This window comes from Candidatus Mycobacterium methanotrophicum, assembly GCF_023515995.1.
Lineage (GTDB): Bacteria > Actinomycetota > Actinomycetes > Mycobacteriales > Mycobacteriaceae > Mycobacterium > Mycobacterium methanotrophicum.
In genome coordinates this window covers 3,721,799-3,745,843 of record NZ_CP097320.1, presented here as the reverse complement: position 1 = coordinate 3,745,843, position 24,045 = coordinate 3,721,799, and the positions used below count along the sequence as shown (strand labels likewise).

The 24,045-nt window shown below is 65.1% G+C and carries 19 protein-coding genes and 6 pseudogenes; 13 read left to right on the top strand and 12 right to left on the bottom strand.

Annotated elements, in window-relative coordinates; translation table 11 throughout:
* Positions 1 to 151 precede the first annotated feature (151 nt).
* From M5I08_RS19580 to M5I08_RS19570, 3 genes and pseudogenes are all read left to right on the top strand, one after another.
* Positions 152 to 586, top strand: coding sequence for an Hsp20/alpha crystallin family protein (locus M5I08_RS19580; RefSeq protein ID WP_219068940.1), 435 nt, complete (start codon positions 152 to 154; stop codon positions 584 to 586).
* A gap of 191 nt (positions 587 to 777) precedes the next feature.
* Positions 778 to 1,161 (top strand): annotated as a pseudogene (locus M5I08_RS19575) (phosphoribosyltransferase family protein); the annotation flags it as partial.
* A gap of 51 nt (positions 1,162 to 1,212) precedes the next feature.
* The gene (locus tag M5I08_RS19570) at positions 1,213 to 2,181 is read left to right on the top strand and encodes a 1-phosphofructokinase family hexose kinase (protein ID WP_219068915.1); all 969 of its coding nucleotides are present in this window, start codon (positions 1,213 to 1,215) and stop codon (positions 2,179 to 2,181) included.
* A gap of 419 nt (positions 2,182 to 2,600) precedes the next feature.
* On the opposite strand, the gene M5I08_RS19565 is transcribed toward M5I08_RS19570, so the two are convergent.
* From M5I08_RS19565 to M5I08_RS19545, 5 genes and pseudogenes are all read right to left on the bottom strand, one after another.
* On the bottom strand, positions 2,601 to 3,056 hold the full coding sequence (locus M5I08_RS19565) for a hydrogenase maturation protease (RefSeq protein WP_219068916.1): 456 nt from the start codon (positions 3,054 to 3,056) through the stop codon (positions 2,601 to 2,603).
* Positions 3,053 to 4,345 (bottom strand): annotated as a pseudogene (locus M5I08_RS19560) (Ni/Fe hydrogenase subunit alpha). The gene M5I08_RS19565 and the pseudogene M5I08_RS19560 overlap by 4 nt, the downstream one beginning before the upstream one ends.
* The gene (locus tag M5I08_RS19555; RefSeq protein ID WP_219068917.1) at positions 4,342 to 5,100 is read right to left on the bottom strand and encodes an NADH-quinone oxidoreductase subunit B family protein; all 759 of its coding nucleotides are present in this window, start codon (positions 5,098 to 5,100) and stop codon (positions 4,342 to 4,344) included. Before M5I08_RS19555 ends, M5I08_RS19560 begins: the two are co-directional and overlap by 4 nt.
* Complete coding sequence (locus tag M5I08_RS19550) at positions 5,101 to 5,841, bottom strand: FAD/NAD(P)-binding protein (protein WP_219068918.1); 741 nt, start codon at positions 5,839 to 5,841, stop codon at positions 5,101 to 5,103.
* Positions 5,834 to 6,280 (bottom strand): annotated as a pseudogene (locus tag M5I08_RS19545) (4Fe-4S dicluster domain-containing protein); the annotation flags it as partial. The pseudogene M5I08_RS19545 and the gene M5I08_RS19550, both read right to left, overlap by 8 nt.
* 214 nt (positions 6,281 to 6,494) lie before the next feature.
* Between M5I08_RS19545 and dosR the strand changes: the two are divergent.
* Both dosR and M5I08_RS19535 read left to right on the top strand, forming a co-directional pair.
* Positions 6,495 to 7,145, top strand: a complete 651-nt coding sequence (gene dosR, locus M5I08_RS19540; protein WP_219068920.1) for a hypoxia response regulator transcription factor DosR/DevR — start codon at positions 6,495 to 6,497, stop codon at positions 7,143 to 7,145.
* A gap of 34 nt (positions 7,146 to 7,179) precedes the next feature.
* The gene (locus M5I08_RS19535) at positions 7,180 to 8,892 is read left to right on the top strand and encodes a GAF domain-containing sensor histidine kinase (RefSeq protein ID WP_219068922.1); all 1,713 of its coding nucleotides are present in this window, start codon (positions 7,180 to 7,182) and stop codon (positions 8,890 to 8,892) included.
* Positions 8,893 to 9,282: 390 nt separating this feature from the next.
* On the opposite strand, the gene M5I08_RS19530 is transcribed toward M5I08_RS19535, so the two are convergent.
* From M5I08_RS19530 to M5I08_RS19515, 4 genes are all read right to left on the bottom strand, one after another.
* Positions 9,283 to 10,035: a universal stress protein gene (locus M5I08_RS19530; protein ID WP_219068923.1), complete on the bottom strand. Its 753-nt coding sequence runs from the start codon at positions 10,033 to 10,035 to the stop codon at positions 9,283 to 9,285.
* A 28-nt stretch (positions 10,036 to 10,063) separates the two neighbouring features.
* Positions 10,064 to 10,882 carry an ATP-binding protein gene (locus tag M5I08_RS19525; RefSeq protein WP_219068925.1) on the bottom strand — a complete coding sequence of 273 codons (819 nt, stop codon included), beginning with the start codon at positions 10,880 to 10,882 and terminating at the stop codon, positions 10,064 to 10,066.
* Positions 10,842 to 12,368 carry a Mu transposase domain-containing protein gene (locus M5I08_RS19520; protein WP_219068927.1) on the bottom strand — a complete coding sequence of 509 codons (1,527 nt, stop codon included), beginning with the start codon at positions 12,366 to 12,368 and terminating at the stop codon, positions 10,842 to 10,844. Before M5I08_RS19520 ends, M5I08_RS19525 begins: the two co-directional genes overlap by 41 nt.
* Positions 12,369 to 12,486: 118 nt before the next feature.
* Positions 12,487 to 12,627, bottom strand: a complete 141-nt coding sequence (locus M5I08_RS19515; protein WP_219068929.1) for a hypothetical protein — start codon at positions 12,625 to 12,627, stop codon at positions 12,487 to 12,489.
* A 164-nt stretch (positions 12,628 to 12,791) separates the two neighbouring features.
* Here M5I08_RS19515 and M5I08_RS19510 point away from each other — a divergent pair, with 164 nt between their 5' ends.
* On the top strand, positions 12,792 to 13,388 hold the full coding sequence (locus M5I08_RS19510) for an Rv1733c family protein (RefSeq protein ID WP_219068930.1): 597 nt from the start codon (positions 12,792 to 12,794) through the stop codon (positions 13,386 to 13,388).
* 36 nt (positions 13,389 to 13,424) lie between these two features.
* Positions 13,425 to 14,312: a universal stress protein gene (locus M5I08_RS19505; protein ID WP_219068932.1), complete on the top strand. Its 888-nt coding sequence runs from the start codon at positions 13,425 to 13,427 to the stop codon at positions 14,310 to 14,312.
* Between the two features lie 36 nt (positions 14,313 to 14,348).
* Here the strand turns inward: M5I08_RS19505 and M5I08_RS19500 are convergent.
* Positions 14,349 to 15,784, bottom strand: a protein-coding gene (locus M5I08_RS19500) for an IS3 family transposase (protein WP_370328484.1) whose coding sequence is annotated in 2 segments (ribosomal slippage) — positions 14,349 to 15,424 and positions 15,424 to 15,784 — 1,437 coding nt in all. Because the reading frame shifts where the segments join, the coding sequence is not laid out codon by codon here.
* Between the two features lie 253 nt (positions 15,785 to 16,037).
* Here M5I08_RS19500 and M5I08_RS19490 point away from each other — a divergent pair.
* Both M5I08_RS19490 and M5I08_RS19480 read left to right on the top strand, forming a co-directional pair.
* Positions 16,038 to 17,018 (top strand): Acg family FMN-binding oxidoreductase, encoded by a 981-nt coding sequence (locus tag M5I08_RS19490; RefSeq protein WP_219070827.1) that lies wholly within the window; start codon positions 16,038 to 16,040, stop codon positions 17,016 to 17,018.
* Between the two features lie 87 nt (positions 17,019 to 17,105).
* A pseudogene (locus tag M5I08_RS19480) lies at positions 17,106 to 17,851 on the top strand (catalase).
* A gap of 164 nt (positions 17,852 to 18,015) precedes the next feature.
* On the opposite strand, the pseudogene M5I08_RS27030 reads toward M5I08_RS19480, so the two are convergent.
* Positions 18,016 to 18,162 (bottom strand): annotated as a pseudogene (locus tag M5I08_RS27030) (catalase); the annotation flags it as partial.
* On the opposite strand from M5I08_RS27030, the pseudogene M5I08_RS27025 reads away from it, so the two are divergent.
* The 4 genes and pseudogenes from M5I08_RS27025 to M5I08_RS19450 all read left to right on the top strand — a co-directional run.
* A pseudogene (locus M5I08_RS27025) lies at positions 18,160 to 18,929 on the top strand (catalase-related domain-containing protein); the annotation flags it as partial. The pseudogenes M5I08_RS27030 and M5I08_RS27025 overlap by 3 nt on opposite strands.
* 573 nt (positions 18,930 to 19,502) lie before the next feature.
* Entirely contained in the window at positions 19,503 to 20,999 is a 1,497-nt protein-coding gene (gene tnpC / locus M5I08_RS19460; protein ID WP_249762911.1) for an IS66 family transposase, read from the top strand.
* Positions 21,000 to 21,155: 156 nt separating this feature from the next.
* Complete coding sequence (locus M5I08_RS19455; protein WP_219070949.1) at positions 21,156 to 21,602, top strand: anti-sigma factor antagonist; 447 nt, start codon at positions 21,156 to 21,158, stop codon at positions 21,600 to 21,602.
* 96 nt (positions 21,603 to 21,698) lie between these two features.
* Positions 21,699 to 22,499 (top strand): transposase family protein, encoded by an 801-nt coding sequence (locus M5I08_RS19450; protein ID WP_249762910.1) that lies wholly within the window; start codon positions 21,699 to 21,701, stop codon positions 22,497 to 22,499.
* A 141-nt stretch (positions 22,500 to 22,640) separates the two neighbouring features.
* On the opposite strand, the gene M5I08_RS19445 is transcribed toward M5I08_RS19450, so the two are convergent.
* Positions 22,641 to 24,029 (bottom strand): ISL3 family transposase, encoded by a 1,389-nt coding sequence (locus M5I08_RS19445; protein ID WP_249763296.1) that lies wholly within the window; start codon positions 24,027 to 24,029, stop codon positions 22,641 to 22,643.
* Between the last annotated feature and the right edge of the window lie 16 nt (positions 24,030 to 24,045).

Here is a 24,045-nt window from a genome sequence, read left to right as displayed (position 1 = left end):
CAATAGGGACCGAAGTCCTCTGCACGAAGGGCGTTCGTCGCCCGGCTGGTGGTTTGACGAACGGCCCTGCAACGCAGGACTTCGGTCCCTACCGCGGAGATCGGTCGAGTGATCGGATCGGAGTTGTCAGTTCACCGAAGCCCTAGGAGGCATCATGACAACCCTTCCCGTTCGGCGTCGGACGCGTTCGCTTTTCCCGGAGCTGTTCGACGTGTTCGCTGGTTTCCCGTCATTCGGCGGAATCCAGCCGGTCTTCGAGACCCGGATGATGCGGCTGGAGGACGAGATGAACGAAGGCAAATACGAGGTCCGCGCCGAGCTCCCCGGTATCGACCCAGCTAAGGACGTCGACATCGCCGTGCGTGACGGCCTGCTGACGATCAAGGCGGAGCGCACCGAGAAGAAGGAATTCAACGGACGGTCCGAATTCGCGTACGGCTCGTTCGAGCGCACGGTGACGCTGCCGACGGGCGCCAACGAAGACGACATCAAAGCCACCTACAACAAGGGTGTTCTCACGGTGTCGGTGCCGGTTGCCCGGGCGAAGCCCACCGAAAAGCACGTCCGCATCCAGTCCGCGAATTGAGCGACTAAGCGGTCCCGGACCGTCGGCTCCGGGACCGCATGACGCTCAAGCACCTGCGGCGCGGCGGTTGACGAGGAAGGGAAAGGCTATGGGACGGCAGACATCGGATCTTTCGAGCAGCCAGCGATGGCCATGTCATGACCCACGCGGCTGATCTCAGGCGAGGCGCGCCTCGACGGGTGTTCCGTGACCGCCGTGAAGCTGCCTATCGCGGCGGCCGGCCCTCAGCCGATGTCGCCGGAAAGATGGTCATCCTTGTCGATGACGGGCTGGCCACTGGGGCAAGCATGCTCGCCGCGGTGCATGCATTACGCGAAGCCGGGCCGGCACAGATCGTGATCGCCGTGCCGGTGGCCCCGGAATCGATCTGCCGGGAGTTCGCCGGCATTGTCGACGACGTCGTCTGTGCCACCATGCCGACACCCTTTCTGGCTGTGGGCGAGTCGTTTTGGGACTTCAGCCAGGTCAGCGACGAGGAAGCCAGAGAACTGCTTGCCACCCCCACCACGGGTGCCGCAGTGTCTGTCGCCCGGTCGCAGACCACCGCAGCCGATGTGATCAGACGCGTGGCCCTTCCGACCGGCCTGTAGACACTGGGCCGCCAGCGAAATGGGGTGTGGTCCGAAATGAAGCCGCCGACTCGTCCTTCGACGTGTGGATCGCGGATTGTGACGTTGACAATGAACCCCGCGCTCGATATCACCACGACCGCCGATCACGTGCGCCCCACCGAGAAGATCCGTTGTCACGGCGCACGTTATGACGCGGGCGGCGGCGGCATCAACGTGGCACGCGTCGCGCATGTACTCGGCGCATCCGTGTTCGCGGTGTTCCCCGCCGGCGGTCAGACCGGCCAGGTCGTTGCCGATCTGGTGGTCGAGGCGGGGGTTCGGTTTCATCGCATCAACGTCGCCGAGTCCACCCGGGAAAGTTTCACCGTCAATGAGACCAGCAGCGGCCGGCAGTATCGGTTCGTTCTCCCCGGCCCGCGGTTGAGCTCCGCAGAGCAGGCGCGATGCCTCGACGAACTGCGCGCAGCGGCGCGATCGGCCCAGTTCGTGGTGGCCAGCGGAAGCCTTCCACCGGGTTTTCCCGCCGACTACTATCAGCGCGTCGCAGACATTTGCGCGGAGCTGGGGGCGCGACTGGTTCTCGACACATCCGGCAGCGGCTTGCGTCATATCGCCTCCGGTGTATTCCTGCTGAAAGCCAGCGTGCGAGAACTGCGCGAATGTGTGGAATGTGACCTTGTCGGCGAATCAGACCAGGTAGCCGCTGCCCAAGAGCTTATCCGATGCGGCCGCGCTGAAGCCGTCGTGGTATCGCTGGGGTCGCGGGGCGCGCTGCTCGCGACACGGCGTAGCAGCCAACGGTTTTCGGCGATCTCGATGCGCTCCGGCAGCGGTGTCGGCGCGGGCGGCGCGATGGTGGCCGCGATCACCGTCGGGCTCAGCTACGGATGGCCGATCGAGAAGTCGGTCCGCTATGGAATCGCTGCCGGCGCAGCGATGCTGATGACACCCGGCACGGCCGCCTGCAACCGTGCCGACGTGGATCGACTTTTCGAGATGGCGCCAGAGCCGACAGAGGTGTGATCGCGGGCCCACTGGCCCACTGCCGATTCTGCTCGGCGAGCTGATCGTTTTTGCCAGGACCTTCCGCTCCAACGCGGCGGTCTCGGTGTGCTGCGAGTGGTCAGGATGGTTGCCGCGCGGGTGATCATGGCTTGGCGCGCGACCGCCGCCGCCCGCGTTGACTGCCGTGTTCCTGTCCGCACCCGCACGTTGCGGACGCGATTGGCTCACGTCCATCGACGCACGCGCCGATCCGCGGCAGATTCGCAGACCGTGTCGACAACGCTTCGGGTGACCGCCATTTCGTGCACGTTCCGCTTCCGACTCAGGTCGCGAGTCGGGCCGCGATCACTAGCGACGCCCACGTCATGATCCGAAGCGCGCGCGGCACCGACTCGCCCGTACGCGGTATCGACTCGCTGTTGAAAATCATCTGGTGATCACCGTCGGATCCAACGATCGAGCTCGGCGAGGACAGCGGTGCCGAGCGTCGGTACAGCGGCCGCGACCGCGGGGGAAAGGCCGACGCCGTCGCCGGTATCAGCGACATCGACGGTGAACACGACGAGCGCGTCGGGTAGCTGCCCTAGCGCTTCGCCCAGCGCGTAGGTCTGGGGCAGTCCCAGGGCATGTGAGCTGACCACCGCTGTGCTGGCGGCATCGCCCGGTGTCCACCGGCGGACGCACCCCGGCGTCGAGCCCGCGTCGACCGCCGCGTCGATGACCACTGCGAGGGCGGCACCGGTCCAAGCGTCCAGGATCGCGCCCGGTTCGCCGATGGCCGTCAGCACCCGCACACCCGGCAGGCCGCGCTTGGCGATTTCGTCGGCGACCGCAAGCCCCACGCCGTCGTCGCGGCGGTAACTGTTGCCGATGCCGATCACCAAGCGGTTCAACGACGGTCAACGGTGAGGTTGAGGAAATGGGCAGAACAGGAGATGCACGGGTCGTGGTTGCGAATCGCCCTCTCGCACAACGAGGTCAGCGCCGCATCGTCCAGCGACAGGTTGGCGGCGACCAACTCGCCCATGTCGTGCTCGATAGCCGCTTGGTTCTGCGAGGTGGGCGGAATGATCGTCGCCGCGCGGACGAGGCCGTCGTCGCCGATCTGATAGCGGTGATACAGCAGCCCGCGCGGCGCCTCGCTGACCCCATGGCCGAAGCCGGCGCGCGCCGGGACCTCGACGAAAGGCCGGCGAGGCGGCTCATATTCGGCGATGATGCGCAGCGCCTCGTCGATCGCGTACACCACCTCGACCGCGCGAACAACGATGCTGCGGAAAGGGTTTCGGCATTCAGCCCCGAGCCCGGCATCGGCCGCAGCCTGACGCGCGATCGGCGAAAGCTGTGCCGAGTTCAGGGACTACCGGGCAAGCGGCCCAGCCAGGTAACGGGCCCCGTCCAATGTGGCGTGCAGCGCGGTAGAGTGCTGCACCTGTGTCTCGGCGACGTGATCGGTGAATTCTGGGACTTCGAACGCGGGTCCGCCGGTGCGCCGGATCGCCCCGTTCTCAATCGCATAGCGGGCCGGATCGGTGAGTGCGAGAAACTCGTGGTCGAATTCGGTATCCGGGAACTCGAACTCTGCCACCGAGCGCACCGTATACAAGGCGTCGTCCAGCGCTCGGCGCAACTGCTCTGCCAGCGGTTGCAGGTCGTCGCGACGCGGCACCGAGTAGAAGCCACCCAACCGCACGTTGATCGGGTGGATCGCCCTCCCGCCAAGCTGCTCCATCAGCCGGTTTCCGGCCTTTTTCAAAGCAAGTCCGCGTTCGACGACCTCGTGGTTGTCCCTGGCGAGGCTGATCGCATCGGGGTAGCCGAGAAAGTCCGGCACATGCAGCAGATAGATGTGCAGCGCGTGGCTGTGGATCCATTCCCCGCAGTACAGCAGCCGCCGCAGTGCCACCAGCGCCGGGTCGAGCGTTACCCCGCACGCGTTTTCGATCGCATTGCAGGCACTCACCTGATAGGCGACCGGGCAGATGCCACACACGCGGGCGGTGAGGTCCGGCGGCTCGGTGTAGGACCGTCCATGAAGGAACGCCTCGAAGAGCCGCGGCGGCTCATAGATGTTCAGCTAAACGGTCTCCACCGTTCCGTCGGTCAGGGTGACATGCAGTGCGCCTTCGCCTTCGACGCGGGTGAGCGCGCCGACCGATAGTGTGCGGATCTCGGAGCTCATTGGTCGTTTCGTTCGGTTGCGAAATTGGCGACGTTGAAGGTGGCGAACACACGGTCGACGTCGCCGCTGGACATCCCGTCATGGCGCAGGACCGGAATCAGCGCCGCGGTGTTGGGGGTGGCGGCCGGCCCGAAGCAGCCGTAGCAGCCGCGACGATGCCTGGGACACAACGCTCCACACCCGGCATGCGTGACCGGGCCCAGGCACGGGATGCCGTCGGCGACCAGGACGCACGTCACCCCGCGCAACTTGCATTCGGCGCACACTGTTTTGGCCGGCAGCCAGGGCTTGCGTCCGACCAGCAGAGCCGCGAGGGTGTCCAGCAGCTGACCGCGGTCGATCGGGCACCCCTGCAGCTGGTAATCGACCTTGACGTGCGCCGATGCCGGTGTGGACGTCGCCAGCGTGTCGATGTATTCGGGCTTGGCGTAGACCACCGACGCGAATTCGCCGACGTCGGCGAAGTTGCGCAGCGCCTGCACACCGCCCGCGGTGGCGCACGCACCGATGGTGACCAGCACCTTCGACTGCTCGCGGATCTCGCGGATGCGCCGCTCATCGGCGGTGGTGGTGATCGATCCCTCGACCAGCGACACGTCGTAGGGTCCGTCGACCACGGCGCTGGAGGCCTCCAGAAAGGTCGCGATCTGCATCTGGTCGGCGAGCGTCAGCAGCTCGTCCTCGCAGTCCAGCACGGTAAGCTGGCAGCCGTCGCACGAGGCGAACTTCCAGACGGCGAGAGTGGGTGCGCCCATCTACAGCTCCTTGACCCGCATCAGTGGATCGGCGACGTCGTACGTGACCACGGGTCCGTCGCGGCACAGCAGTAACGGACCGAGCTGGCAGTGGCCGCACCAGCCGATGCCGCACTGCATGTTTCGTTCGAGCGAGACACGAACATCCTTGGGCGCCATGCCTTTCTCCACAAGAGCTTGGGTGCAGAACCACATCATCCGTTCCGGCCCGCATAGCAAGGCGGTGGTGTGATCAGAGTCAAGGGTGAGGCGGCGCAGCGGCTCGGTGACCCGTGCGACCTGCCCCGACCAGCCCGGGCCCGTCGCATCCACGGTCAGCACCTGCAGCACAGCCCCCCGCAGCGGGGCCAGTCCGCAGCCTCCGCCGACGATGACCAGGTCACGGCCAGTGCAGGATTCGAGATCCCAGTGGGTGCCGAACGGCCCGCGAACACCCACGATGGTGCCCACTTCGGCATCGTGCAACGCCTGGCTGACCGCGCCGACGGCGCGGATGGTGTGTGTGATGGACTCGTCGGTCACGGTGGGATCTCCGCTGACCGACATTGCGATTTCACCGACACCGAAGGCATACAACATCGTGAATTGACCGGGGAGCGGTGCGGCCAGCCGCTGGCCCGCCGGCTCCAGGCAAATGGTTACCGCTTCGAAAGTTTCGGTGACCGTCGTGCGGACCCGATGGGGGACCGGTGCCATCGCCGACGACGGCGGCCGCACCCACGCGGTGGCGGTGTCAGTCATCCGCGGACCCCGGTTCTTCGCCGGATTTCTCATTGGCGAGGCGGTCGAGCGTCGTCATCTCCTCCGTGATGTCGATCCCGGTGGGGCACCAGGCAATACAGCGCCCACAGCCCACGCAACCGGTGCTGCCGAATTGGTCATGCCAGGTGCCCAACTTATGGGTGATCCAGTGCCGGTACCGCGACGGTCCGGATTGCCGCACGCTGCCCTCGTGGACGAACGTGAAGTCGAACTCGAAGCACGACGCCCAGTGCATCCAGCGCTGCGCGTGCTCGCCGATGAGATCGGTGACGTCCTCGACGCTGGTGCAGAAGCAGGTAGGACATACCATCGTACAGTTTCCGCAGGTCAGACACCGACTGGCTACTTCGTCCCAGTGCGGTGACTCCCGCGATCCCACCAGCAGCTCGCGTAGGTCGCCGCTGGGCATCTGGCGGTCCACGCTGCAGAGCTGCGGTTGCTTGTCGTTGGTGCACGCGGCACTGGTCATGTGCGAGAGGTTGTCGGACCGGCAGGCAATGCCGCCCTGGTCAACTCCGACTGCGCGGTGCTTGTCGTCGATCACCAACACCTCTGAGAGGGGGCGAGCATGATTAGCTGTCAACGTGCCGACGCCCGGAGTTGAACGGCAACGACCTCATGGAGGGTTCGCCATGGTTGTGAGGGTCTTTTTGGTCGACGATCACGAGATGGTCCGCCGCGGGATCATCGACTTGCTCGGATCGGATCCCGAGCTGGAAGTCGTCGGCGAAGCCGGCTCGGTCGCCGAAGCGTTGGCACGGATACCAGCGGCCCGGCCCGACGTTGCCGTGCTTGATGTCCGCCTGCCCGACGGCAGCGGAATCGAGTTGTGCCGTGATTTGCTGTCGGACATCCCCGAGCTGCGTTGTCTGATGTTGACCTCGTTCACTTCCGATGAGGCGATGCTTGATGCGGTTTTGGCCGGCGCTAGCGGATATGTTGTCAAAGACATCAAGGGCATGGAGCTGGCGCAGGCCATTAAAGACGTCGGAGCCGGCAAATCGCTGCTGGACAACAGGGCTGCTGCGGCGCTGATGGCCAAGCTTCGCGGCTCCGCCGAACGCGCTGATCCGCTGATCGGGCTCACCGACCAGGAGCGGACACTGCTCGGGCTACTCAGTGAGGGGCTCACCAATAAGCAGATCGCCGCGCGCATGTTTCTTGCCGAAAAGACGGTGAAAAACTATGTCTCGCGGTTGCTGGCCAAGCTCGGCATGGAGCGGCGGACCCAAGCGGCAGTCTTCGCGTCCAAGCTGACCACCACCAACCGGCCGGACAGATAGCTGAAAGGGACGTGCCGCGTGCCACCATGGTCGTGTGACCGGACCAGTTGAGCCCGTCGGTGGCCCGCATCCGCTACGGGACACGTTGCCGCAGCTGCGGCTGCGGGAGTTGCTGGCCGAGGTCCAAGAACGCGTCACGCAGATCGTCGAGGGGCGTGACCGCCTTGACGGGCTGGTCGAGGCGATGCTGGTGGTCACATCGGACCTCGACTTGGACACTACGCTGCGCACCATTGTGCACACCGCCATCGAGTTGGTCGATGCTCGGTACGGGGCGCTGGGTGTGCGGGGGGAAGGGCACGACCTGGTGGCGTTCATCTACGAGGGAATCGATGAAAAGATGCGCGAGCAGATCGGGCACTTGCCCGAGGGCCGCGGTGTGCTGGGGTTGTTGATCGACGATCCGAAGCCGATCCGGTTGGACGACATCGCGCAGCATCCGGCGTCGGTGGGATTTCCCCCGAACCACCCGCCGATGCGAGCGTTCCTCGGTGTGCCCGTCCGCATCCGCAGCGAGGTGTTCGGCAACCTGTATTTGACGGAGAAAACCAACGGGCAACCATTCACCGGGGACGACGAGGTGCTCGTTAAAGCCCTGGCTGCCGCTGCGGGGATCGCGATCGAGAATGCCCGGCTGTATGAACAATCCAGGGCTCGTCAATCCTGGATCGCGGCGACCCGCGATATCGCCACCAAGCTGCTGTCCGGTTCCGACCCGGCGATGGTCTTCCAGCTCATCGCCGAGGAAGCGATGAAATTGACCGACGCCCAAGCGGCTTTGGTGGCAGTGCCGGCCGACTACGAAATGCCGTCTTCCGACGTTGGTGAACTGCTGGTGGCCGAGGTGGCCGGTGAGCTGCCCGCGTTGACTGAGGCGCAGGTTATACCGGTCAGCGGGACACCGGTCGGAGAGGCTTTTCGGGACCGCAGACCGCGGCGATTCGACAACCTCGAGATCGGCGTCCTGGAGATGCGCCCCGGTCCTGCGCTGGCGCTGCCTCTTCGCGCCGCCGACAAGGTCGCCGGTGTGCTGGTCGCCTTCCGGCACGACGGTGCAACGCCATTCAGCCAAGACGAAGAAGACATGATGGCCGCCTTCGCCGACCAAGCCGCACTGGCCTGGCGGCTGGCCACCGCACAGCGCTTGGCCCGCGAACTCGATGTCGTTGCCGACCGTGACCGCATCGCTCGAGATTTGCACGACCACGTCATCCAGCGCTTGTTCGCCGTCGGGCTCGCCCTGCAGGGAACAATCCCGCGGGCCAGGTCGCCCGAAGTACAACAACGACTGTCGGAGTACGTCGACGACCTTCAAGCGGTCATTCAAGAAATCCGGACGACGATCTTCGATCTCCATGGGCCAGCTGGCAGCGCGACGCGGCTGCGTCAACGACTAGACGAAGCGATCGCCCAATTCTCGGACGGGAAGCTACGCATTACCACGCAGTTCATCGGACCACTCTCGGTGGTTGACGCGGGCCTGGCCGATCATGCCGAAGCCGTTGTGCGTGAAGCAGTCAGCAACGCCGCGCGCCACGCCAACGCCACCACGCTTGCCGTCACCGTCAAAGTCGAGGATGAGGTGTGCATCGAAGTGGTCGACGACGGGCGGGGCATCCCCGAACACGTCACCGGCAGCGGCCTGACGAACTTGCTTCAACGCGCTCAACAGGTAGGCGGCAGATTCACCGTTGACAGCCTTCCAACCGGGGGGACGCTGCTACGGTGGTCCGCTCCGTTGCCCTAGCTCTCGGTAGGGCGCGCAGCCGTACCCACGAGATCCGTATGCGAGACACGCAGCGGGAGCAGGACATTCGCTACCATGTCGGCAACGACGGCGGGAGCGCCAACCATTCACAATGATCAGCTTTGTTGAACGCCGGTCGGCGCTCCGATGAGATCCAAATGTCCGCTCCCGGTAACTCATCCGGAATCTTCGCCGCCGTCGACAGATCGCCTGTGCCGAGTGCCGGCTTGCCACAGTCGCAAAAGCCTTGCGCGTCCTGACCGAGGATGGCCTGATCGTGGTGACGGGCTTGGCGCGATACTCACAGATGGCATCGAGGCACCTCGACCAGTTCGTGCGATGTCTCTCGGGTGTGCCAGACACAGTGCTGACGTGACGCTGAGAGGGCGGTCATTGGTGTCTATCCCGTACGACGAGCACAGAGCAGTCGGCGTGAGGAAGGATTGGCGGGCTGTGCGGGCCCAGCAGTTGCACTACCCGGTTGGCATCCTCGTGATCGATAACCACCAGTTGAACTGTCCCGGTGCGGGTTTCCAGGCATCGGGCCAAACTCAAACGCGTGCTTACGACTTCGACCTCCACGTCAGGATACCGCCGCAACCAGTGGTCAATGCGCCGGTGGAACTTTTCATTGTCGATCTCGAAGTGCGCCCACTGCCCGATGCCCAGCGCGAGCACAGGAGCTCGCCGCACCCGGGCCTCTTCCATGGCCCATTGCACGACCTGGTCGTTGCCGGGCTGATCATCGACGACGACCGCGATGAAACCGGCCTCCGACAGCGGCCCGTCCTCAGTGCGGCGGATGATCGCCACCGGGCATGCGGCCTGCTCGGCAAGTGTCGCCGCGGTCGATCCGAGCACCCCGCGGGCCATTCGACCGATCCCCAGCGATCCGACGCAGATCATGGTCGCGCCGTTCGACTCGGCGATCAGCACAGAATCGACGTCTCCATGCCGCACCGCGGTGTCGATCTTCACCGGTAGACCAGTCGTCTCCACCACCAAACACGCAGCCCGCAACGAACACTCGGCAAAGTCTTCCTCGGCTGGATAAGCGCTCGGCGAAGCGATCGACTGGCCGGCCACCGGGATGACGTGGACGAGCCGGAGCGGAACGTCTTGATGGATCGTGTCATTTGCCATGAGGATGGGACCACCGGTTGGCCAGCAACTATGGACCGCCTGTTTGGCTTATTGGGGATGATCGGCGGTCGTTGGGGCTGGTGTCAACTGAGGGCTTTTGGCGGCGCCGGTAGGACTGGCCCTCGATGATCAGTTCGTGCGCTGTCGAGGTAATCCTGTCGATGGCCGATTGGGCGAGCAGCGGGTCAGTCATGACGGCCAGCCATTCATCGGGGCTGCGGTTGGAGGTGAGCACGGTCGAGCCGCGTTGGTGGCGGGCTACGACCAGCTCGTAGAAGTCGGCGGTCGCGGTGACGTCCATGGGCTTCGGTGCGAAGTCGTCGATTAGCAGCAGCCGGATTTGGGCCAGGCGGCGCATCTGGGCTTCGGTGCTGTTGTCAAGGCGGGATGCTTTGAGCCGCTTGAACATTGCATCAGCACGCAGCATCAAGGTGGGGATGCGCCGGCGCACGGCGATGTGCCCGAGCGTGGTGGCCAGGTGAGTTTTTCCTACCCCGACCGGCCCGAGCGGCAGGGCGCCGTGCGGGCCGTCGAGAAACCGCAGGCTGGTCAGGTCGGTCCGCAGGGCGCGGTCGTAGCGCACCGCGGCGGACTCGTCCCAGGAGTCGGGGCGCATGGCCGCATCCAGGCCTGCTTCGCGGGCGCGGCGGGCGGCTGAGCTGGTGTCTCGGCGGTGAGCCTCATCGGCGAGGACCAGCTCCAAAAACGCCGCGTGCGATAGGTGCTGCTGGTGGGCCAGGGTGAGCCGCTCGGGCAGGGTGTCGAGCATCCGCCCGAGTTTGAGCTGGCGCATCGCACGCTTAAGGTCAGTCGAGATCGGGCCGGTGACAACGGGTTTGGTCGCCATGATGATCACCGCCCCCGGCTCTCGCCGCCGCTGGCGGGGGTGGCGCCGCCGTCGATGACGGCCATCGGGTCCGGTCTGTTTCTGGCCGGGCTGCGGTATTCGCCGGGGCCGGGCCGTAGCGTTTGACCAGCCCCAACAGCCGATACACCTGCCGCATCCGCGTCCAGGGCGGCTGGTGGTCGAGCAGGCGTTCGGCGTCGATGCCGATATCGGGTCCGTGGCCGGCGGCGGTGGTGATCAGCCGGGTCAAATCCCGCATCGCGTAGCCGGTCTTGTCGGCGGGCAGATCAGCCGGGTCGGTGCAACGTCCGCCGGCGGGCTGGCGGGGATGGGTCTTGACCAGCTTTCCGCGGTGGAACGCCTTGACCAACTCCCCGTCGGCGCGAACCGAAACAGTTTGCCCCCGAAGGTGCTCAGGGATTGAATACAAGGCCCGGCCGACCTGAATGTGGTAGTCGCGGTGGACCTTGGCTTGGGCGTAGATCGGCACCTGGTAGACCGCTACCGGGGCGGGCAGCAGCAGCGCGGCCTCACACTCGGCGAACACCACCGCCGGTTGGGCGCAGGTGGTGCCGTGGATACGCTGGCCGGCCTTATCGGCACACCACGCTTGCGCTCGGGCCTGGGCGTCGGCCAGATCGGTGAAATCTTCACCGGCGAAAAAGTTGCCGCGCACATACTGCACCATGCGTTCCACTCGCGGCTTGTCGCACGGGTGGGCCACCCTGGCCGGGTCGGTGAAAAATCCGCGGGTCTGCGAGTACTCCGTCCATCCCACACTGAACTGCGGATCGGCCGAATCCGCCTTGGGCACAATAGGTGTCATGTTATCGGGGATCAACACCTTGAAGACGCCACCGAAGAATGCCCAGGCCGCCTCGCAGCCGGCGATGATCGCTTCTAGCGTCTGGTTAAACGTCAGCCACACGAACATGTGCCGCGAGTAGACCGCGGTGAAGATCAGCGCGTGCACCACCCGGTTACGCCCCGATTCGGCGTCGAAGATCTTGCCCATCTTCCCGAAGTCGATCTGGCACTCCACGCCGGGCTCACCGTCGATCACCGGCACCGTGCCAGCAGCCCCGCGGCCCCGATAGCCGGTGCACTGCGTGCAGCACCGGTGCAGGGTCCGCTGCGGCACCACGATGCCGCGACGCGCTAACAAATCGCAGACCTTGACCACCGTCAGATCTTCTTCCACCCACTTGACGATCTGATCATGGTTGGCGCGCAACACTTCCCACCTCTCACCGTGGCCATCCGGCCGGCCCGGACGCACCGCCTCGATCACCGCGCCGATCAACTCGTCGGTGAGCTGATCCAGATCACCGCCCCGGTCCAGCCCCGCCAACACCGCCGCGTTCGTATAGTCGCGTGCGGTCTTGCGGTCCACCCCGGCCAACGCACCCACCCGGCGCAAGCCGGCCCCCGACATCCACACCCGCAACAGCTCACGTACCTCGATCACCGAAACCTCCCGATACATTCAGCGGACCTCCCCCACATCGATCGACACGAAGCGATCCGACCCAGTAATCGAGCGGCCGCCGGCGCGACACGCCGGTGGTCCCATAACTGGCAAACGGGTGGCCCAATGAGGCTGGCTAAACCCTGGTCAAGGTGGTCCCATCATCGTGGCGGTCGACATGGATCGCCTCCTTGACTGCCCATTGGGCAGCTCCGAGCGCTGCATCCGAACCGTCGATGCCCACGACAACCGGCCCGGGTGGCTCTTCATTGCTCATTGAATGCTCCTGATCCGGGACTGAACATCGATGACGCTATCCAGAACCCGGCCGACCCACAGGGGCCATAGGGCCTAACACCAGGAGACATTGGACCCTACGGGCGCGACTTCTCAATTGCGATGCTCGAAGCAACGCCGCAAATAGCCCGGACTGAGGTTGCCATGAAGAGTTTCGTAATCCGGCCGATGACGTGGCCGGTTCTTCGGCTGTTCAGCCGCAATCCGTTGATCCGGATCAGCGATCGGATCGAAACAGCAATCGTCACGCTGGCCGTGTTGCTGGTTGTCATCGCCGCCGCGTGCGCGGGAGTACTGGGCACGGTCATTCACGACACCGAGGCCCAGAACTACCGTCAACAGGCACAGACGCGCCATGCCCTGGTGGCCACCGCCGTCGCCGACAGCAAACCAGCGGTTTCAGCTGAAACGACGGCCTACACGGTGCATGCCCGATGGCAGCTGAACGGCGTTGATCACGCTGATGTACTCGGCTGGGACTATGCTGTCAAAACCGGTGAGCCGTTGCCGATTTGGGTCGATGACCATGGCGAACGCGTCGGATGGCCAACTCCGGTCGAACGGGCAACCGCCGACGCGCTAACAGCGGCAGTGGTGGGCTGGTTGATCGTGGTCCTCGCCGCCGCACAAGTCGTAGGCGTTGTGCGTGCCCACGCCATCCGGATGCGCGACGTCCAGTGGGAAAAGGACATCCGCTCCCTCGTCGACGACGACGGCGGCCGCACGAACCATTCACAATGATGCGTCGTAGTTCGTCGATCCTGTGAGGAGACAAAGATGTCCGCTCCGACAAGCCATCCAGGCATCGTGGTCGGCGTCGACGGATCACCCGCCTCCAAGTATGCCGTCGATTGGGCGGCGCGCGACGCCGCGATGCGCAATGTTCGCCTCGCCCTCGTGCATGCCGTTCGGCCCATCAGGACCACCCTACCGGTAATGCCGGCGCCGACGGCCTTCTCGCGATGGCAAGTAGAGCAGGGGCAAAAGATCCTTGACGACGCCGTCGAGATCGCGCGGAGCGCCACTCCGGATGGTGATCCACCGCAGGTCGAAAGCGAGCTGTTGTTCTCACCCGTCGTTCCGACCCTGGTCGATTTATCCAAGGAAGCCCAGATGGTCGTCGTCGGTTCCCGGGGACGAGGCCCCGTCGCGCGCAGCTTGTTGGGATCGGTGAGCTCTAGCCTGATCCGCCATGCACACCGCCCGGTTGCGGTCATTCACGACGAGGACCCGCTGATGCCTCATCCCGCTGAGGCCCCGGTGCTCGTTGGCGTCGACGGTTCGCCGGTATCGGAGTTGGCCACCGCGATCGCGTTCCAGGAGGCGTCATGGCGAGGCGTCGAGCTCGTCGCGCTGCACGTCTGGAGCGACGTCGCAGTCAACGATTTCCCCGCCATCGATTGGCCGGCGGTGAAACCGGCCGCAGAGGAGATCCTCGCCGAGCGTCTAGCCGGTTGGCAGCAGCGCTACCCCGACGTGACAGTGCGGCGCGTGGTCGAATGTGACCATCCGACGTATCACCTCATCAAAAAGTCCGAATCGGCGCAACTAGTGGTCGTCGGCAGCCATGGACGGGGTGGATTCGCCGGCATGTTGCTAGGGTCGGTCAGCGCCGCTGTGGCTCACTCCGCCAGGATGCCGGTGATCGTCGCGCGTCAATCATAGGTGGGCGGAACATGTCAAGGCCGGTGAGACAGTTTCTTACGCGGATTTGATGAGTGCTTCGGGGGTTGGCTGGTTGATCCAGGCGATGGTGGGCAGTTTCGGCGGGGTGGGCCGGCGATGCCGGAACCTGGCGGGGTTGGCGGCATAAGCCGCGTCGAGTGTGGCGGCGCGTTGGGCCTGTACCTGGGTTGCAGTGCCGTAGTGCACCGAGGCCGCGGTGTGTAGCGCGACGCCGCTGTGACGATGTTCATGGTTGTAGTAATCGAAGAATGCGCTGCAGAAGGCGCGGGCGTCTTCGATCGAGCCGAACCGGCCCGGGAACGCCGGGCAGTACTTGAGGGTCTTGAAATTGGCCTCCGAGTAGGGGTTGTCGTTGGACACGTGCGGGCGGCTGTGGCTGCGGTCCACACCCAGGTCGATCAGCAGTTGGGCGACCGGCTTGGAGGTCATCGAGGTGCCGCGATCAGCATGTAGAGCCAGTTGACCGGGTTCGATGCCGTGGTGGGCCAAGGTGTCGTCGATGAACTGCTTGGCCAGCTCGCCGGTCTCGCTGGCAGCGAGGGTCCAACCGACGACGTAGCGCGAGAAGATGTCGATGATCACATACAGCTGATAGAAGATACCACGTTGTGGCCCTTGCAGTTTCGTTATATCCCACGACCAAACCTGGTTCGGCGCGGTGGCGATCAACTCGGGTTTCTTGCGCGCCGGGTGGGTGCGCTGACGGCGCCGCTCCCGGTTCTCCCCAGCAATGGCCAAAAGCCGGTACATGGTGCGAATCGAGCACAAGTAGATGCCGTCGTCGAGCAGGCGCGCCCACACCTGCGCCGGCGCCAGGTCGCAGTACTCGGCCGATCGCAGCACCGTCAGGATCTGCTGGCGTTCGGCCTCGGTGAGCTTGTTCGGCGGCTCGGGCCGCCTCCGCGGCGCCGGCCGCGGTGCTGGGTTGCGGCGCCGATAGAGCGTGGCCCGTGATGCACCCAGCAATTCACACGCCCGCTTGGTGGACGTCGCCGACTCCAGGGCGGGCAGGTGCTCGCCGATCACGGCTTCGACTTCGGCTCGAAATCCGCGCTCTCGCAGAGCATCTCCAAGAGCGCGTGTGCTTTTCCCGTGATCTCCAGGGCTAGCTTGGTCCGGTCCAGCTCGGCCTGCAATTGCTTGGTGCGCCGCCGCAGCTTGTCCAGCTCCACCTGCTCAGCGGTGCGTTTCGACTTGCCCTTGGGCGTCAGCCCGGCACGGGCACCGGCATCACGGGCCTTGCGCCATTCGGCGATGTGCGAGCTGTACAGGCCTTCGCGGCGCAGCAACGCACCACGCTCGCACGAGCCGGCCGGCAGGGCGTCGTACTCGTCGAGGATGCGGGCCTTGTACTCGGCGGTGAACGTGCGTCGCCGAGCCCGAGCACCCGGATCCGGCGTGCTGTCCACTTGGTCAGTATCGGCGCACCCCTGCAGGGATGCGATCGTCATAGTCACGGAGAATGGTGATCCTGTCTCGCCCTGTAGCGATGATCGGCTACTGCTGCTGTCTCACCTAACCCTGTCACACAGGGGGGCGCAGGCAGATTCGATCTTTGGTCCCGCTATTCGGCTGACGGCGGCGTCCGTCAAGCGCCCGCGGCTGGCAGGAAGTCCTCTGAAGCGGAGTCTTTCGGCTCTAGCGGCTGCTATGCCTACCGGGCGACCCTGGGTTCATTGTGTTAGTCAAGAAAGGGGTGACCCGATGAGCGTTCACTTCCCGGATCGCAACACGGTCCACGCGGCCTTGTCGCTGGCCATCCGTGCGCCGTCGGTGTACAACACACAGCCGTGGCGGTGGCGGGCGGGTTCGGACAGCCTGCACCTCTACCTCGACCGCAGGTTACATCTACCCAGCACGGACCCCGACGGCCGCGAGCTCATTTTGAGCTGCGGTATTGGCTTGCATCACTGCGTCGTCGCGCTTGCGGCGCTCGGGTGGCAGTCGAAGGTTCACCGGCTACCCAACCCCGACGAACCCGAACACCTTGCGGCCATAGAGGTTTACCGTCATCATCAGGCAAGTGAGGTTGACATCACGCTGGCGGCGGCGATCCCACGGCGGCGCACCGACCGGCGCAAATACAGCTCGTGGAGCGTGCCTGCCAACTACGTCGCCCAGATGGGTGCCCGCGCGGCGCGTGCCGGAGTGATGTTGCGCCAAATCGAATCATTGCCTCGATTGCAACATATCGTGGCACAAGCAGTTCGGCGACACGCGACGGACCACGATTACATGACCGAACTCACCACCTGGAGTGGACGATACGCGTCGCTGGCCGGCGTGCCGGCACGCAATACACCCGAGCTCGACCCGAGCGCGCCGGTACCGCCGCGACTGTTCGCCGGTCCCGCACTGGCGCAGCCCCCCGACACCGGCTCGGTCGACGACAATGCCGCAGTGTTGGCGTTAGGCACCAAAGACGACAGCACGCTGGCTTGGCTGCGCGCCGGCGAAGCCAGCAGTCTGGTGCTGCTGAGCGCAACCGCACTCGGTCTTGCGAGCTGCCCAATCACCGAACCGCTAGAGATCACCGAAACACGCGACGCGGTACGGGACGATGTTTTCGGAATCAGCGGATTCCCCCAGATGTTGCTGCGCATCGGCTGGGCACCGGTAAACGCCGACCCGTTACCGGCGACTCCGCGTCGCCCGCTGGAAGACGTCGTTGAATATCTGAACTGATCTACTTTCAACTGGTGTGATCTTCGCCCGCCGTGACCGGAAACCTATCAACCACTTGATCCATTGATTTGGGTTACATGACTGTCGATGGTGATCAGATGGTCCGACACGTCCGTGCTGGCCAGGGCGTTTGTCGGTGTTGTGAAGTTCTTGACCACGCCCGGCAAGCAGACACCGGTGTTCGTGCGGTTCTCGACCGTCGCGGGTTCCCGCGGATCGGCTGACACCGTTCGCGAGGTCCGGGGCTTCGCCACCAAGTTCTACACCGAGCAGGGCAACTACAGGGTCTCGGCAACAACTTCCCGGTTTTCTTCATCCAGGACGGTATTAAGTTCCCCGACTTCGTGCATGCGGTTAAACCCGAACCGCACAACGAAATTCCACAGGCGCAATCGGTGCACGACACCCTGTGGGACTTCGCGTCGTTGCAGCCGGAAACCCTGCACACGATTATGTGGCTGATGTCGGATCGGGCGCTGCCGCGCAGCTACCGAATGATGGAAGGCTTTGGCGTGCATAACGTTCCGCTTCGTCAACGCCGACGGCGAGGGCACGTTCGTAAAGTTCCATTGGAAGCCGCGGCTCGGGGTGTGCACTCGTTGATTTGGGACGACTGCCAGAAAGTCGCCGGCAAAGATCCCGACTTCAACCGGCGCGACCTGTGGGATTCAATCGAGGCCGGCCAGTATCCCGAATGGGAACTCGGCGTGCAGCTGGTGCCGGAGAGCGACGAGTTCGAGTTTGCCTTCGACCTACTCGACCCGACGAAAATCATTCCCGAGGAACAGGTTCCAGTCCGTCGAGTAGGCAAGATGGTGCTCAACCGCATGTAGTAGTCCTTGAAGCTCTCGGCCCGTTGCCGGATCTTGTGGCCATCCACCTTTTGCGTGTAGTGCCGGAAGACGCCCTCTTCGGCCAGAGCGGGGCAGCCCCCGCCCAACGAGTTCTTGTAGTAGCTGGTCTGGCCCTTGGGAATGGCGATCTGGCTGTAGCCGTCGTGTTGGTTGTTGTGAACGTCGGCGACCGGCCGGTTCACCGGCAACTGGGCGAAGTTCGGTCCGGCCAGGCGGATCAGCTGGGTGTCGAGGTAGGAGAAGTTGCGGAACTGCAGCAGCCGATCGTTGGTGAAGTCGATGCCGGGCACGAGTCAAGCGCGGATGTTTTGGAAGAGCATGTCCCCGGTGGAAGCCAAACACATCGTGGCCGCCTACGCCTTCGAGCTCAGCCGTGTGGAAACCGTCGAAATCCGTTCCCGTGTCGTCGATCAACTGAACCTGGTCGACCACGACCTGGCAACCCGGGTCGCTGGCGAGCTCGGCTTACCGGCGCCCCAGGGAAAGGCAGTCGACGACAAGCTGCCCGCATCGCCGGCGCTGTCGCAGCTGAATACGCCACCGACAGCATTGAAACCCGCAAGATCGCCGTGCTGGCTGCCGACGGTGTCGACGTGCGCGGCGTTGACCGGTTCATCAAGGCGATGCGTAAACGTGGCGCGATCCCGGAGGTGCTGGCGCCGATCGCGGGCGGCAGCCTCTCCGGTGGATCGGGGGGTGAGAATGCCGTCGACCGGTCATTCACCAGTGTGGCGTCGGTGCTCTACGACGCGGTCGTGGTGCCGTGTGGGCCACATGCAATGGAGACGCTGGAAAAGAACGGGTACGCAGTGCATTTCGTCACCGAAGCCTATAAGCACCTCAAAGCGGTGGCGGCGTTCGGCGCGGGAATCGACCTGCTCCGCAAAGCAGGGATCGACCAGCCGCTCGCCGACGGCCAGGATGTGGTGGCCGCCGCCGGCGTCGTGTCGACCACCGCGGCCCAAGACGACCTTTCCGACCAGTTCTTTGAGGAGTTCGCAGCCGCGCTGGCCAAGCATCGGCCTGGGGGCGCGAAACAGACTCGGTGCCAGCCTGATTCGGCTTTCTCCGAACCGTCGAAAGTGGCTGGGCGACAGACGGGCGACGGTTCGCCGCCCGTCTGATTGTTAGCGCAGTTAACCTAACGGGTGCCGGATAAATCGACGGTGAAAGCAGCTGCTTGGACGCCGCTGTGGGTAAACTTGAAATTTGCTGCCAAACTGGTTGCTGACCGGAAAATGTATGTAAGCAGCTCAATACACATGCAAACGGGCGGGTTTACGCCGGCGGCTTTTCTATGCTATAAATAGCCAACTATCGGTCTGTCTTCAGACTTAGGGCAGCCATCATCACCGCGGTAAACATTCAGCCGTTTCGCGGAGGCGGTGAGGTCGCGGCATCTGCGCCTGGGTGGTGGCGCCGAGGCCGTTACGGGTCGTAGCTATGGTCGGTGTTTGTGGCTATCAGGGAAGCTCGTGCAGTGGTCGATGCGCTGGCTGATTGGCAGCCGCGTCGACGTCAGGGGTGTGAACGCGCCGCTGCGACAGTGGTGACTGTCGGTGCTGGTGTGGCTGGTGTGGTCTCGGCGTGTCGCCGGTGATGTTGGTGGTGGGGCTGGTGTGATCTCGGAGTGGCCGCGCCCGAGGAGATGTCGCGTGAGGAGCTGATCGCGCTCGTCGCTGGCCAGGCGGCGCGGATCGCCGAACAGGACGCGCGGATCGCCGAACTGGCCGCGGCCAACGAGGAATCCGCGGCGAGGCTGGCCAGACTGGAGCATCTGCTCTCGCGCAACAGCGGCAACTCGTCGATGCCGCCGTCGCAGGACGATGCCCCAGGCCGCGTGGCGCCGGTGAAGCCGAAGCGTCGGAGCGGGTCGGGGCGGAAGAGGGGCAAGCAGCCCGGAGCCCCGGGGACGCATCTGGCCTGGACCGACGGCCCGGCTGAGCGAGTGGACCGGTTCCCGCAGGGGCGGTGCGGGTGCGGCGCGGAGCTGGCCGGGGCGGCGGATCTGGGGATCGTGGACCGCTACCAGCAGCACGAGATCCCCGCGATCGAAGTGCGGATCACCCAGTACGACCAGCATCGGGTGATGTGCGGCTGCGGCCGGGTGCACACCGCGACCCGCCCCGACGGTGCCCGGTCCGGGCCGGTCGGGTACGGGCCGAACCTGCAGGCTCTCGCGGTGTATCTGATGGTGGTGCAGTTCATCCCCGCGCACCGGGTGGTGGAGCTGCTGGACTCGCTGACCGGCGCCGCCCCCTCGGTGGGGTTCGTGCACGGCATGCTCGCGCGCGCCTCCGCGTTGCTGGCCGAGGTGGACAAACGGATCCGCGCCCTGATCACCCTGGCGTACGCGGTGTGCTGCGACGAGACCCCGCTGCGGGTCGGACCCAGGACCCCCAAGCTCGGCCGGAAGAAGGCCGAGAAGTATCTGCTGGTCGCCTGCACCGAGTGGTGCACCAGTTATCTGGTCGGCGACCGGGATCTGGACACGTTCAAGAGGTCCGTGATCACCGAGCTGGACGGCGCGGTGCTCGTGCACGACCGCTACCAGAACTACGACTCTGCCGCGCTCGGCGATCACACCCATCAGCTGTGCTGTCAGCACCTCGGGCGGGATCTGGGCGATGCCGGCGAGGTCTACCCCGACGCGGAATGGCCGCCCCAGGTCGCTCGGGCGCTGCGCTCGCTGATCCACCAGGCCAACCTCGCCCGCGCCGCCGGTGCCGACGGCATCGACCCCGCCGTGCGTGACAACCTTGTCGGCGAGTTCAAACACGGAGTGCTGGTAGGGCTTTCGGAGACAACCAGCGGCGGCGACCGTCCGGGCGAACGCAAGGCTCGGCTGCTGCTGGAAACCCTGCGCGACCGCGAGGCCGACACGCTGCGCTTCGCCTTCGACCTGCGTGTGCCGCCCACCTCCAACCAGGCCGAACGCGACCTGCGGCCGGCCAAGATCCAGCAGAACATCTCCGGGCGGCTCACCAGCGAGAAACGCACCGAAGACCGCTACCGCATCCGCGGCTACCTGTCCACCGCGGCCAAGCACGGCCGCAACACTTTCGGCGCGTTGCGCGAGGCCATCATCGGCCAACCCTGGATGCCACCCGACCCAGCCCCGGCCTGACCGCGGCGCGACAGCGGCCCGACCGCCACCACCGAATCCAACCATTCCGGCGGGGGCGCCGCGGGGCGCAATCACACAAGTCGAACCACAGGTCAACGTCGGGGCTGAATGTTTACTCACCGCGCGGCTGGTGCCGTTTGATGCTGGAGTCTGCCCATGAATCCTGTTCGTCGACTTTCTGTTTCCACACCACCATCGAGACCACCGTCGAGCTTCGGTGAGCCCAGACCGCTCCGCGGTGGAAGCACCGGATTACGGGCCACTAGCGTCCGCGACGGCTCAGCGGTGATCGTCTCTGTGGCAGGCGAGGTGGATGCCAGCAATGAAGACTTCTGGAGTCATCTGCTGAGCAAAATGGGAGCAGCCGCCACCGCGCCGGGTCCCTTCGTTGTCGACGTACGCGGTTTGCGGTTCCTGGCGTGCGGCGCATTTCCCATTCTCGCCCGAGAAGCGCAGCGATGCCGCCGTCGTGGTTTCAACTTGCATTTGGTCAGCAACCGCGCAGCAATTGCCCGAACGGCTGCCGCGTGCGGACTGCGTCCGGTCCTGCTCATATTTCCGACAGTGAGGTTTTCTCACTTGGGGCTTGTGAGTTTGTTGTGACTGGAGTTTCAGGCGTGTCGTAGTGGCTGGGCGTGGGGTCCTTGCTCAAGGATTCGGTTTCGACGAGGAAACCCGCTCCGCTGCAAAGGACCCCACGTGTTCACCTACTCTGCCATCTGCGACGTGCCGGAGGAAACCCTGCTGCATGTGACCGCGCTGCTGCACGTTCACCGGCGCGAGATCAGAACGCGGGCCGGGCGGCGGTCGGGTACGGTGCGCACGCAGGCCAAGCTGGTGCTGCGGTGGTTCCGCGACGACGCCCCGATCCGGTTGTTGGCGATGGAGGCCGGGCTGCCGATCTCCACCAGCTACCGCTATCTGCACGAGGCGATCGACGTGATCGCCGAACAAGCTCCTGACCTGCACGAAGTGCTCGACCGGGCCAAGGCCGAACAGTGGTCGCACGTGACGCTGGACGGGACGCTGATCGCCATCGACCGGGTGGACGAGCGCAACGAGGCCGGCCATCACCGGTGGTATTCGGGCAAGCACAAAACCCAGGGCGGCAATGTGCAGATACTGGCCGACCCGGGCGGGTTCCCGGTGTGGTCGAGCGAGGTCGAGCCGGGCAGCGTGCACGACATCACCGCCGCCCGCGCGCACTGCCTGGGCGCGCTGTACAAGTCCGCGGCCGACGGGGTGCCGACGCTGGCCGACAAGGGCTACGAAGGAGCGGGGATCGGGGTGCACACTCCGGTCAAGGGCCGCGGCCTGGCCGTGGAGAATCAGAGCTACAACATGCTGCTCACCGCGGCGCGTGCCATCGGTGAACGCGCCAACGCCGAACTCAAACAGCGTTGGCGCTGCCTCCGTCGAATCCGCCTGTGTCCAAACAGGATTGGCGCAGTTGTTGCCGCCGCGATCGTACTATCGACTCTCCAACGCGGAAATTACTGAGAAAACGTCAGTAGACGCGGCACTGTCGCGAAATCCCGCACCGCCTTGCCGCGAGCACCACCTCACGCTGGTGCGGCAATGACGCCAGGTTGGACACTGCAATGGAAGGAATATGGGGGCTCTTCGATTTTGACCGGGCAATCAGCATGAAGTCTGGGTTGCGGCCCGCTGTCTGCGGGTGCAGTGGAAGCGTATCCGGCGGGCCGAGTTTTCTGTGTTGCGGAATCCGCAGGCGGCCCGTTTGACCTGTTTGACCAGCCGGTTGTAGCCCTCGGTGGCCGCGTTGGTGATGCCGGTGGTGATGAAGGCGTTGATTTCGGACCACCAGGTGTCGACGGTGGTGGCCAGGGTGAGCAGTTCGGGGATTTGGGAGTCGATGCACCAACACAGGAAGCGGTGCAGCCGGTGCCGGGTCAGGTGCGGATCGCCGCCGACGCGCACGGTCGATAGCAGGGTGCGTAGTTCTTCTTTGGCGATCCACGCTGAGAGGATCTGGCCGGTGTTGTCCTCGGCGAGGATCGCGTTCCACATTTTGGCGAAGCTCTTGTCCGACAGGCGTTCCCGGGCACGCAGCAGGCGGCGCCGGTTGGCCCATTCGGGGTCGAGTGTGCGGCCGCGACGATCGCGTAGGTCCCAGGTGACGCGGCGGCGCACCTTGGTCAGCGCGTCGTTGCCGAGCTTGACCAAATGGAAATGGTCGACCACCAGCGTCGCATTGGGCAACAACCCCGGCGTGCGGATCGCCGCCGCGTAGACCGCCGCCGGGTCGATCGCCACGAACTCGATCCCGGCGCGGAACTCCTCGCTGCGTTCGCGCAGCCAGTCGATCACCGCGGCGCCGGTGCGGCCCTCGCGCTGCCCCAGCAGGCCCTGATCGCCGGCCACATCGACGAACCCGGTGTCCCACGGGTCGACCCGCACCCAGCGGCCCGTGGTGGCGCACCGCTGCCAGCGGGGCTTTCCGCGCCGTGTTTCGTCGATGCCGAGCACCCGGACCGGCTCGGGCTCGGCCAGCAGCGCCTCGGCGTGGGCGACGAAGGCGCGGTGGGCGGTCGGCCACGACACCTGATGGGCGGAAGCGACCTCGGCCACCGAGCGGGCCGCATCCCCGATCGCCTTACCGATCGCGGCGCGCAACCGCCCGGTGGTGCGCGCCCGCGGCGGCACCTGCGCGATGGCCTCGGTGAACGAGGACTTCTCGCAATAGTCTTCCCGGCAGCGCCACCGGGTCTTGTTCCAGCGCAGCATGATTCGGTCTTCGCCGTAGGGGATGTCACGCGGCGAGGCGCTCACCCGCTCCTTCACCGAGGTGGACACCACCCCGCACGACGGGCACGCCGCCGCGGTCTCGCTCGCGGTCACCACGTGCACCACCCGCGTCCCATCTGCCCAGCGCTCGACACGCTCAACCTGTACACCTGGCAGCCCAAACAACAATGTCGTACCGTCGATCACGGCCCTTGGCTTCCTTCCTTCGCCTGAGTAATTCGCAACTTCAGACTTCGGAAGGCCAAGGGCCTCCTTATGCAGCGACACGCTCTATGTG